11 protein-coding genes are annotated in these 12,103 nt (G+C 41.7%); 5 read left to right on the forward strand and 6 right to left on the reverse strand.

All coding sequences use genetic code 11. From position 1 onward, the window contains the following. Positions 1–161: 161 nt before the first annotated feature. The 3 genes from FIU21_RS10620 to rpmH form a co-directional block, all read right to left on the reverse strand. Positions 162–1,259 carry an RluA family pseudouridine synthase gene (locus FIU21_RS10620; RefSeq protein WP_004361657.1) on the reverse strand — a complete coding sequence of 366 codons (1,098 nt, stop codon included), beginning with the start codon at positions 1,257–1,259 and terminating at the stop codon, positions 162–164. A 6-nt stretch (positions 1,260–1,265) separates the two neighbouring features. Next, a complete protein-coding gene (locus tag FIU21_RS10625) occupies positions 1,266–2,045 on the reverse strand; it encodes a PASTA domain-containing protein (protein WP_004361655.1) in 780 nt (259 codons plus the stop codon). 217 nt (positions 2,046–2,262) lie between these two features. Further along, the gene (gene rpmH / locus FIU21_RS10630; protein WP_004361653.1) at positions 2,263–2,418 is read right to left on the reverse strand and encodes a 50S ribosomal protein L34; all 156 of its coding nucleotides are present in this window, start codon (positions 2,416–2,418) and stop codon (positions 2,263–2,265) included. Between the two features lie 217 nt (positions 2,419–2,635). Here rpmH and efp point away from each other — a divergent pair, with 217 nt between their 5' ends. From efp to cdaA, 3 genes are all read left to right on the forward strand, one after another. Next, on the forward strand, positions 2,636–3,202 hold the full coding sequence (gene efp / locus FIU21_RS10635) for an elongation factor P (protein WP_004361650.1): 567 nt from the start codon (positions 2,636–2,638) through the stop codon (positions 3,200–3,202). 556 nt (positions 3,203–3,758) lie between these two features. Beyond that, positions 3,759–4,601: a dihydropteroate synthase gene (folP, locus tag FIU21_RS10640; protein ID WP_004361648.1), complete on the forward strand. Its 843-nt coding sequence runs from the start codon at positions 3,759–3,761 to the stop codon at positions 4,599–4,601. Between the two features lie 120 nt (positions 4,602–4,721). After that, on the forward strand, positions 4,722–5,498 hold the full coding sequence (cdaA, locus tag FIU21_RS10645; protein WP_004361646.1) for a diadenylate cyclase CdaA: 777 nt from the start codon (positions 4,722–4,724) through the stop codon (positions 5,496–5,498). 382 nt (positions 5,499–5,880) lie between these two features. On the opposite strand, the gene FIU21_RS10650 is transcribed toward cdaA, so the two are convergent. Continuing rightward, on the reverse strand, positions 5,881–7,626 hold the full coding sequence (locus tag FIU21_RS10650) for a GNAT family N-acetyltransferase (protein ID WP_004361644.1): 1,746 nt from the start codon (positions 7,624–7,626) through the stop codon (positions 5,881–5,883). A 455-nt stretch (positions 7,627–8,081) separates the two neighbouring features. On the opposite strand from FIU21_RS10650, the gene pta reads away from it, so the two are divergent. Beyond that, complete coding sequence (gene pta, locus FIU21_RS10655) at positions 8,082–9,125, forward strand: phosphate acetyltransferase (protein ID WP_036886971.1); 1,044 nt, start codon at positions 8,082–8,084, stop codon at positions 9,123–9,125. Positions 9,126–9,243: 118 nt separating this feature from the next. After that, positions 9,244–10,449 carry an acetate kinase gene (locus tag FIU21_RS10660; RefSeq protein WP_004361642.1) on the forward strand — a complete coding sequence of 402 codons (1,206 nt, stop codon included), beginning with the start codon at positions 9,244–9,246 and terminating at the stop codon, positions 10,447–10,449. A 382-nt stretch (positions 10,450–10,831) separates the two neighbouring features. Here the strand turns inward: FIU21_RS10660 and FIU21_RS10665 are convergent, their stop codons facing one another. Beyond that, positions 10,832–11,596, reverse strand: a complete 765-nt coding sequence (locus FIU21_RS10665; RefSeq protein WP_004361641.1) for a UDP-2,3-diacylglucosamine diphosphatase — start codon at positions 11,594–11,596, stop codon at positions 10,832–10,834. Positions 11,597–11,749: 153 nt separating this feature from the next. Further along, positions 11,750–12,070 (reverse strand): metal-sulfur cluster assembly factor, encoded by a 321-nt coding sequence (locus FIU21_RS10670; RefSeq protein ID WP_004361640.1) that lies wholly within the window; start codon positions 12,068–12,070, stop codon positions 11,750–11,752. Positions 12,071–12,103 lie beyond the last annotated feature (33 nt).

A 12,103-nucleotide genomic window follows, 5' to 3' on the forward strand; every position in this document is an offset into this window, starting at 1 on the left:
TTTATGTTTTATTCCCTCATCTCCCTCACTAAGAGCTATCTTTTAAATGTCTTCGGAGGCTTATACGGGATATTATTTATTTTTTTTGAATGTACTACTTTTCCAACAAACCTTAGCACCAATAATCAAGTGCCTCGCCAACTCATTCTCTCGTCAACTCGTTAGCTGACAACCTCGTCAGCTCGTCCATTTACAAAACCTCTCCACTTTTCAATCAGTGCAGAAAGATCGGCAGGCAGTTCACTGGTAAAGTCCATCTGCTCACCTGTAACGGGATGAACAAAGCCTAAGGTTCGTGCATGAAGTGCTTGACGGTTGCAGAGTGCAAGACAATTACGGATAAAAGCCTTGTAAGTACTTGACCGCTGACCACGCAGAATCTCTGTTCCACCATAACGCTCATCGCCAAACAAAGGGTGCCCAATATGTTTCATATGTGCACGAATCTGATGAGTACGTCCAGTTTCAAGGATACATTCGATGAGTGTTGTATAACCGAAACGTTCAATGACACGATAGTGTGTAACTGCAGGCTTACCAACCTCTGAGTCTGGAGGGAATACCGTCATGCGTAATCTGTCTTTCGGATCACGTGCAATATTCCCTTCGATGCGCCCTTCATCTTCTGTCATGTTCCCCCAAACGATAGCATTATAGCTGCGATGAGTGGTCTTATTGAAGAATTGCTTACCCAATGCCGTTTTAGCATCAGGTGTTTTCGCAATCACCAAGAGCCCACTCGTATCCTTATCTATTCTATGTACCAATCCAACCTCTGGGTCATTAGGGTCAAAGGAAGGCATATCTTTCAAATGCCAAGCAATAGCATTAATCAGTGTACCATGAAAATTACCTGCTCCGGGATGTACGACAAGACCCGCGGGTTTATTGACAACCATCAGAATGTCGTCTTCATAGACAACATCTAAAGGTATATCCTCAGCTTCTATCGTATTGTCATGCTTCGGGCGGTCGAGCATCAAGGTAATAACGTCCTCTGGACGTACCTTATAATTACTCTTCACTGGCGCATTATTCACATGGATATAGCCTGCATCGGCAGCCTTCTGGATACGATTACGACTGGAGTGTTGCATTCGTTCAAAGAGGAACTTATCAATACGAACAGGCTCCTGACCTTTATCAACAATGACACGGAAGTGCTCATACAACTCTCCCTCTCCCCCCTCGTTAGACGCAGTGGGAAGGAAGTCATCGTTAAGGTCATCGTCAAATATCGTTTCTTCTTCTGTTATCATTGCACTTTATTCTTTTGGTCTAACCGAAGAGGGATCAGCAGGCAAGCCCGACTGTGAAGAAGAACCCGAACTACCAGCGTTCGTCTTTCCATGTCCATCTTTTATCTCGTTGCCATTCTCGTCAACTGGTACTTCCACATATTCCTCAACCTCATCGTACTTAGGAACCTTCTCTACGACTTCTACTTCTTCATATTCAGGCTCTTTCAAACCTGATGTATCAGAAATCTGACGCGTACCATCACCCACCTGCAACACAATCACAGCATCTGATGGAACACGGTTACCTGCTTGAACATGCTTACCCTTGACTAAGATACCATAAATCCAGTCTTTCTCTCCTGGTATATATTCAGGTTCACCCACCTTGAAACCCATAGAGAGCAACTGCGCCTGCGCCTCTCGAAGTGAGTTATTGTCAATAATATCAGGGATTACAAGTGATGGAGCACTTGCCGCATTGATGGTTACATAAACTACGTGAGTAGACTTAATACGCTTACCACCAACTGGCGATTGCTCAAGAATACAGTCTGGAGGAAGTTCCTTCACATATCCAGTATCGGTCACCTCAATTGTCAGTCCAACCTTATCCATAATATCCACAGCCTCATCATACTGCTTATGAATCACATTTGGCACAACGATAGACTCACCATGAAGTGTGTAGTAGTCAAGCCCAAACCTAACTCCTATACACAGCATCGACACAAGAATAACGATAGCCAGGATATTACCCCAGATATATGTGCTGTTAAATTTATGGAAGATTTCTCTTGCTGTCATTCAACTTGTTTTCTTTTCTTCTACCTTATCAACCTGCTAACTCATTAACTCGTCAACTCCTAATATAAGCAATAACTTGTCAACCTGTTAACTTGTCAACCCGTCAACTGAACATTATACTTGGCAAAGGTAGATAAAAAAACGGAAAGAAGCAAAGAATAGTCTCTACTTCTTTCCGTTTTCGCACTAATTCCCTCTAAAGGAAACAGCGTACTTTTTACTTTCCGTGATGTTCGTCAGAAACAGTTAACTTCTTACGACCCTTGGCACGACGAGCAGCCAATACACGACGGCCGTTTTTTGTTGCCATTCTCTCGCGGAAACCGTGCTTGTTTACACGACGACGGTTGTGCGGCTGAAATGTTCTTTTCATTTTCTTATCCTATTTTATTGTTATTATGCAAATTATAAGAGCAACAGGATAAAACCTGCCATTATGGGCTGCAAAATTACTTAATCTTTTTGAATTAACCAAGAAAACAATGATTTTTACGCCCTTTATTTATGTTTTTTTCCATATTTTCTGTAACTTTGCACCGCATTAGTGAGATATCAACGTATAAAAATAATAAATTAGATATTAACAGATTATGATTAATTCACAGGAAATCAAGATTGGAACATGTATTCGTCTTGATGGTAAAATTTGGACTTGCATCGACTTCCAGCACCGTAAGCCAGGCAAGGGTAACACCGTTATGATTACAAAGTTGAAGAATGTTGCTGACGGCCGTGTGCTTGAGCGTACCTTCCAGGTTGGTTTCAAGCTTGAGGATGTTCGTGTTGAGCGTCGTCCTTATCAGTACCTTTATGAGGATTCAACTGGTTACATCTTCATGAATCAGGAGACTTTCGAGCAGATTCCTATCTCTAAGCACCAAATCACTGGTTCTGACTACATGAAGGAAGGTGACGTTGTAGAAGTTGTTACAGATACTTCTGACGGTACAATCCTCCTCGCTGAGATGCCTGTTAAGACTACGCTGACTATTACACACAGTGAGCCAGGCGTAAAGGGTAACACTGCAACAAACGCAACAAAGCCTGCTACGCTTGAAACTGGTGCTGTTGTTCGCGTTCCTCTCTTCATCAACGAGGGTGAGGTTATCCAGATTGACACTCGCGATGGTAGCTACTTGGGACGTGTAAACGCCTAAGTCCTCCCTATCAACAGACAGACAATCATAAAACAGTATATAAATAGGATATGTCGGACAACTGACATATCCTATTTTTTATTTGCATCAATCCAAAAGAAGCTGTCATAAAATAACATAGTAAAGCTATAAAAACATTTTTATAAAGAACTAATCTACATTATTATAATAGTATTCAATAACTATCTTTACTGCCATCAAGACAATAGAGCAGACCGAACTCCAAATTATTTTCACGACAAAAAAGATTTATTTTCACGAACAAAAATATTTTTCTTCATGAAAAGAAATATTTTTTTTCATGAAAATAATTCGTATCTTACCTGTTAATCATACCGAAATACCCACTAAGCTGCAACACAATAAGGCTAAATCTTCTATACAAATAACGCCCCATTCCATGTTATTCCTAATCTTTTGTTCTTCTGTTACTATGTCTCAACACATCCCCTACTCCCCTGTTACCCTATCTTAAGATTACCCTGTCTCCCCCACCATATCAAATTTCTTAATTCAAAATTCACATATATGCTACTTTTACATTACCTTTGCGGATATGGAAAATATGAATCTTGGGGCAGACGTGAAGCCCGTTAACTATACTATCAACGTAAGGGGACAGCTCCTCGACTTGAGTCATCCGCTCGTTATGGGTATCATGAACGTGACACCAGACTCTTTCTTTGCTGGCAGTCGGGTACAGACAGAGGAGGCTATTCGCCAACGTACGCATGAGATTGTGGCTGAAGGGGCAAAGATTATTGACGTTGGAGCTTGCTCTACTCGTCCCGACAGTGACCCTGTCAGTGCCGAAGAGGAGATGAACCGATTAGCTTTTGCCCTTCCAATTATCCGTGAAGCAGAGCCAGAAGCCATCATCTCTATTGATACCTTTCATGCTTCAATAGCTCGCCGCACCGTTGAAGAGTTTGGAGCCGACATCATCAACGATGTTGAAGAAGGTAAAGACCCAGAGATGTTCCCTACTGTCGCCGAATTAGGTACACCTTATATATTAATGTCTACGGCAGCCAACCTACACGATATGCTCATTAATTTCTCACGTGAAGTACAAAAGTTGCGTGCCTTAGGACAGAAAGATATTATCCTCGACCCAGGCTTTGGCTTTGGCAAAGGAGCCGTAGATGGTAATTATACCTTGTTGAGTGTGATGGAACGACTGCAAGTAATGGAACTTCCCCTACTCGTTGGCATCAGCCGTAAGCGTATGATTCACCAACTTTTGGGCATCACAGCAGATGAAAGTCTTAACGGCACAACGGTTCTGAACACTATCGCCCTCATGAAAGGAGCCAATATTCTGCGTGTTCACGACGTTCGTCCTGCTGTTGAAGCGGTGAAAATCGTTGAAGCAATGCGCCAAAATGCTGAGCAATAAGCGTTATTTAACATATTAATTATCAACCAATAGATAACCCACACCTCACCCAATATTAGCATACCGACTCAACCTATTGTCAGAAGTTGCGATTGCGAAACTGGGAGTTGCTCTACTTTTATGTTTTTCCCATTTGGAATAAAAGATGTAATCGACATCGTGCTGGTAGCACTGATGCTCTACTATATTTACCGATTGATGAAGGAGTCACGCTCGCTGAATATCTTTATCGGTATTATGGTATTCGTTATCGTATGGCTCATAGTGAGTCAAGTGTTGGAGATGCGCCTCTTAGGTAGTATCATGGACAAACTTGTTTCGGTGGGAGTCATCGGTCTGATTGTCCTCTTCCAAGAAGATATACGCCACTTCCTTTATAGCCTTGGTGCACACAGAAAGATAAACAACATTATGAAGTTGTTCACCAAGAAAGGAAGCAAAGAAGAAGTTGACAAGGAAACAATTATGCCTATCGTTATGGCTTGTATGAGTATGAGCCGTGGAAAGGTCGGTGCACTGATTGTTATTGAGCGTGGTGTAAAGTTAGAAGATATCGTTGAGACGGGCGACTTGATCGATGCTCGTATTGATCAACGACTCATTGAAAACATCTTCTTTAAGAATTCTCCACTCCATGATGGCGCAATGGTAATCTCAAAACGTCGTATCAAGGCTGCAGGTTGTATTCTTCCAGTGAGCCACAAGCAAGATATTCCAAAGGAACTTGGTTTGCGACACCGTGCTGCAATGGGTATCTCTCAAGACTCTGATGCCTTGGCTGTCATCGTATCAGAGGAAACAGGCCGTATCAGTGTTGCCCTACGTGGCGAGTTCCAACTCCGCCTTTCTGCCGAACAATTGGAAAGTATCTTGACGAAAGAGATGGGGAATGGGTGATAGGTGATAGGTGATGAATGTTAGGTGTTGAGGAATACTATGATTAGGTGATGGATGTTGGGTGTTAGGTGTTGATGAATACTTATAAAGGGTATATGATTTAGGTGTTAATGTATAGTCATAAGCTTGCTATTCATTAACACCCAATTTATTTACCTACATGTTCCCTCAGATGCGCCAAACTTTAACATATCATCAACACCTAACATTCAACACCTAACACCCTTTTAACCAACATGTTCCCCCAGATGCGCCAAACTTTAACACATCATTAACAACTAACACTTAACACCCAACACCCATTTAACAAACATGTTCCCTCAGATGCGCCAAACTTTAACACATCATCAACACCTAACACTTAACAACCAACACCTAACACCTAATTCAGCATTAAATTCATCTCAAGGTTATCATCCTTAAAGATGTAATCAGCTAATTCAGTGATTGTTAATGAACGGGTATCAGGCAAAGGATGATTGGTTCTGACTACGTGTCCATACTTGATTTCGAAGTAGATATTATTCATTGGGATATCCGAATCATTGTACACTCGGATGTTTTCCGTATGCTCTGGATGGCGCTTTGCATAAAGTTGCAACGCCTTTTCAGCATTGATAATACGTATCATTCCTGGGATATCCTTCGTTTCTACGCAAGCATCTGGCTCAATAGACTGTGATATACGATAATCTTCCTTGATAATTTCAAAACCTTCTTCGTCATGTAAAAGTACACAATCCTTTGCACGTTGCCAGCTATCGAAGGTTGAAAAGTCCATGTTGTCAACATCAGCAGGAGGCGGTGTACAAGTAATGTTACGTGTATAACCACAACGACTATACCAATCGTAAAGCCATTCTTCAGCAGGTATCAACAATGCAAAAACCACATCCTTATGATAAAGACGGAAGTGAGCCTGCGACATTAGGTTATTACCCATATTTTGTTTGCGGAACTCTTCTCGTACACTCACACCACTAATATAAGCCGTATGCACCTCTTCATTATAATATTTCATTGTATAAGGGAGGGCCTGAAGGGCAGCTACTGTATGTTGTTCGACCTGACAGATAATATTATATTCAGGTTTAAAGACACGTGAGAAATAGAGTTGAATAAAGGGTTCTGCGTCATGGAAGGTGTCACGCCACAAAGCGATGGTCTCCTCTTTAATCTGTTCTTGTGTTTCCTCCTGCGCCAAAGGATATTTCTCCATGACAACACTCTTTTCTAAAAGAATGTCTGGTTTATAGGAAAGTTTCGCATAACGGAGTCCTTCTAAACCAAGGTCTTCCTCACGATTCATATATTCATACTGCTCTGGAAGATGCTGTGCAAACTCCTGGTTGATAATAGAAAACGCTCCTTCGTATGCAGTATCAGCCTTTTCCACACAAACATCGAACACCTTATCCGTGATAGGACAGCCGAAAGTAAAGGCGATCAGCTTCCCATCAACCCATATCGTACCACCAATGGCACCAATCTCATCCCACAAATCGAAGACACGTGTCATAGAACGAAGTTCTTCAGAAAGTTCTTCCGTATCTTCATTATCCTCCTTTGTGACAGCCCTCCAGTTCTCTTCTACAGCGATACACTCGGGTATCATCTCCTTTGTAAGCGGACGATACTCATAGTTAGGATAGCTCTTACGGAACTTATTACAATGATTTCGTTTGCCTTGAAGTTTCTTACCAGACAATGTTGCCAACTTTTCACGGGTGTAGATGTAATCAAAATGGTCGCGATCGGACTTAACAAAGAAAGTATCAGGGAAAGTTTCCTCCAAAACACTAACCATATAAGAACAAACACCCAACAATAAGAAGGGATGACCCAAGGTGATTGCATCATCTCGCATCTGTCTAATAACAGCTGCAAAACGCTCACGCATAGCCTCATCCCACTTACATTTCCACACTGGAGCCATATAGGCAAGATGATGTCCCGTATAAAAACGGAACACTAAAAAGCCGTCAACCTCAGCTATTTGCGTATTATATAAGAAACGCCATGAAATTATATTCGCAAAGCTTAAATCGCAATTCATGCGATCACCACATAGCGTATAACTTTGTATTAATTCACGGTCGGTTGTCTTTACATCATGAAATTTTATCATAACATTATCTGCTTTGTTTATAATACAAAGATATACAGAAAACTCAAAACTCCCAAAGAGTAGGCTGTTTTTGTTGCTATCCAATAGCACTTCATTTGCATATTTGGGTAGTACAAGCCTTTCCTAACAACAAATTGCCCTCAGACTAATAATATATTACAAGCCATTTAACCCTCAGCACAATTGGTGTTTACCATGAGCACCACATGTGCGGAGCATTAGCACCATATGTGCGGAACGTCAACACATCGCTAAAAAATACGAAGAAAAAGACATCTTTGTCCCTATTATATATAGAAGATACTCACAACGAAAGTAGATGGAAAATGATTGCCAACCTGTATAAACCTATTTTATAGGAGAAAACGATAATTATGTTTGGAATTACAACTTTCTTTTGCTATCTTTGCATAGCAAAAACAGAATTTATAATAATTACATTTTAAAAGACATATATGGACTTATTAGAGCAAATCGTTGCACGTGCTAAAGCCGATAAGCAACGTATCGTGCTCCCCGAGGCAGAAGAGGAGCGTACCCTTAGGGCAGCTGACAGAGTGTTAGCTGATGACATCGCCAATCTGATCCTCATTGGAAACCCAGCCAACATCCATAAGCTTGCCGAAGAATGGGGGCTTAAGAACATTGACAAGGCTACCATTGTTGACCCAGAGAATAACCCACAGAGCGAAGACTATGCCGAGAAATTGGCTGAATTACGCCAGAAGAAGGGTATGACCTTAGAGCAAGCTCGCGAACTGGTTACCAAGAACAATCTTTACCTTGGTTGCATGATTATTAAGACAGGAGGTGCTGACGGACAGATTTCTGGCGCCCTCTCTACAACTGGCGACACACTTCGTCCTGCTTTGCAGATTATTAAGTGTGCACCAGGTATCAGCTGTGTGAGTGGTGCTATGCTGATTCTTACACATGAGGAGCAGTATGGTGAGAACGGTATTGTCGTTATGGGCGACGTTGCTGTTACTCCAAACCCAACTGCTGACCAATTGGCACAGATTGCATATACCACTGCAGAGACTGCAAAGAGTGTTGCAGGCTTCCAGAATCCATACGTAGCTATGCTGAGCTTCTCAACAAAGGGCTCTGCACAGGATGCTAAGGACCGTGAGACTGGTAAGAGTGTTTATATCATTGATAAGGTAGTTGAGGCTACAAAGATTGCCAAGGAGAAGTTCCCTGAACTGAAGGTTGATGGCGAGTTGCAAGCTGATGCAGCATTGGTTCCAGCCGTTGCAGCTAAGAAGGCACCAGGTTCTAACATCGCAGGTAAGGCAAATGTACTTGTTGTTCCTAACCTTGAAGTTGGTAACATCGGCTACAAACTGATTGAACGACTTGGTGGTGCGAAGGCTATTGGCCCAATCCTCCAGGGTATTGCACGTCCTGTAAACGATCTTTCTCGTGGTTGTTGCATTGATGATATCTATTATATGGTAGCTATCACAGCCTGCCAAGCACAGGATTCTAAGAAATAATAGTAGAATTGGAAATGATGATTTAGGGGTTCTGAGAGCGTTTTAGAAATGCGCAAAGAGCAATAAGACGCTTATAAAACAACCCCTATAGCATCCTTCTAAAATAATAATTCTTTATATGAAGATATTAGTTTTAAACTGCGGTAGTAGTTCCATTAAGTACAAACTGTACGATATGGCAGATGAGTCTGTATTGGCTCAGGGTATTGTTGAGCGTATCGGACTTGACGAGGCATTTATTAAGGTAAAACTTAATAATGGTGAGAAGAAGCAGATTATGGCTGACCTTCCAACCCACAAGGAAGGTGTAGCACTCGTATTCAAGGTGCTTCTCGACCCTGAACTTGGTGCGCTTAAAAGCCTTGACGAAATTGGAGCAGTTGGTCATCGTATCGTACAGGGTGGCGACCTCTTTGAGAAGAGTTGCATCGTAACCAAGGAAGTAGAGGCAGGTATTGAGAGTCTTATCGACCTTGCACCTGTTCATAACGCTGGTCACTTGCGTGGTTTACGTGCTGTTGATGCTTTAATGCCTCACACTCCACAGGTAGTTGTATTCGACAATGCTTTCCACAGCACAATGCCAGACTACGCTTACCTCTACGCAGTACCTTATGATCTTTACAAGAAATACCATGTTCGCCGCTATGGTTTCCACGGTACGAGTCATCGCTACGTATCACATCGTGTTTGCGAGATGCTTGGTGTTGACATTAAGACACAGAAGATTATCACTTGTCACATTGGTAATGGTGCCTCTATCGCAGCTATCAAGGGTGGTAAGGTTATCGATACTTCAATGGGTCTGACTCCATTGGCAGGTTTAATGATGGGTTCTCGCTCTGGTGATATCGACCCTTCAGCAGTTACCTATCTGATGGAGAAGCTCGGAAAGAAGCCACAGGAGATGGCAGACTTCCTTAACAAGGAGTGTGGTGTACTTGGTATTACAGGTATCAGCTCTGATATGCGCGACATTGAGAACGCTGACAACGCAGGTGATAAGATGGCTCATTTAGCATTGCAGATGTACACTTATCGTATTAAGAAGTACATTGGTGCATACGCTGCAGCAATGAATGGTGTTGACATCATCGTTTGGACAGCTGGTGTTGGTGAGAATCAGACTGGTCTTCGTTGGGATGCTTGCCAGGACATGGAGTATCTTGGTATTAAACTTGACAAAGAACGCAATATGTGTCGTGGTGAGGAACAGATTCTCTCTACCGATGACTCAAAGGTTAAGGTGGTACTTGTTCCTACCGATGAGGAGATTGTCATTGCACGTGACACGCAGGAACTCGTTAAAGACTTGAAGAAGTAACAAAGATAATTATAGGCGTTATAGGTGATGTTATGTTCTCATAAAAAACCTATTAACGCCTATAATTGTATTCTGACACGAATAAACAGCGATAAAACTCCATAAAAAGCGAAAGGTAGTTGTCTCACGACAACTACCTTTCTTTTGACTAAACTTAATCTACAAACCTGAGTTTTAATTTTATATTATGAATGTCTTAAATCAAAATTTAGGGCTAAAGCCACTATCATCTTATCTCGGTAATGAATCATCATCCATTCCTCTTAAAGACAATGCAAAGATACATTTTTGTTTCGTAACCTCCAAATTCTTTTGCGTAATTTTACTTTTTATACTCAAAAAATCCCATTTTGTCTTTACAAATAGGATATTTTTACTTTTATTAAGGCTTGCTTTCACCTTCAACATACTCTTCGAGGAACATATGTTCACCATCGAAAACAGCGTAAGTAAACTGCCATATCCAGTCACCAAGAATCAATAGACGAGCTTTCCGCGACAAGGTGAGATCGAGTTCAATATGTCGATGCCCGTAAATATAATAGTCTATATCTTTATGTGTGGACATATACTCCTTCGTGTATTGCACAAGATACTCCTTGTCTTCTCCCAAATAGGGGACTTCCTTCCCATCCTTACGCTTCAATCTACTCCTTTTAGCCCAATTCAAACCTAACTGCATTCCCCACCAAGGGTGAAAGAAGTTGAGTAATCGTTGGCAGAAACGATTATGAAAAACCTTACGCAGAAAACGAAACATTGGGTCGGGGTCACCTAACCCATCCCCATGTGCAAGATAAAACACCTTATCGTATATCTCAGTTGTTATCGGTTTACGGTGAAGGATAACGCCACACTCCTTTTCTAAATAGCCATAAGTCCAGAGGTCATGATTACCAGTAAAGAAATGAACTTCCACCCCCATATCCGTTAATTCTGATATCTTACCAAGGAAACGAGTAAAACCTTTAGGAACAACATACTTATATTCATTCCAAAAGTCGAACATATCGCCCAGCAAATAGACTGCCGCAGCCTTATGCTTAATGCTATCCAAGAAGCGTACAAGGCGACGTTCATGTGTGCGACGGTGCTCTATAGCGAGTGAACCGAGGTGTGCATCGGAAAGGAAATAGATATTCTTCATGTCACTGGGTAATGGGTGAAGGGTGGTAAGGGGTGATGATTACTCCCTATATTCTGAGGCAATGCCGCAGAAGCTGGGACAGAATGGCAGAGACAAAGCTGCTAATTAGACAGAAACTTAGCTGCCATATTGAAAAAGAGGGCGGAAACGGCCTTACTCGAAGCCTAATTCAACGCGTGCCTCTTCAGTCATCATACTTTGATCCCATACTGGCTCAAAGACAAGGTTGATGTTTGCTGTCTTGACACCTTCTACACTTTCCACCTTTGTACGTACGTCTTCAAGGATGAAATCTGCAGCAGGGCATGATGGAGAGGTAAAGGTCATATCCATATCAAGATTGCCTTCGTCATCTACATCAATCTTGTAAATCATACCAAGATCATAGATATTCACTGGTATCTCTGGGTCGTAAACGGTCTTCAACACGTCAACGATTCTTTCTTCTATCTTTGTTTTCTCTTCTATTGTCATAATTAGTGATTCTTTTAATGAATTATTCTTTTA

Origin of the sequence: Prevotella melaninogenica (assembly GCF_013267595.1) — a bacterium.
GTDB lineage: Bacteria > Bacteroidota > Bacteroidia > Bacteroidales > Bacteroidaceae > Prevotella > Prevotella melaninogenica_D.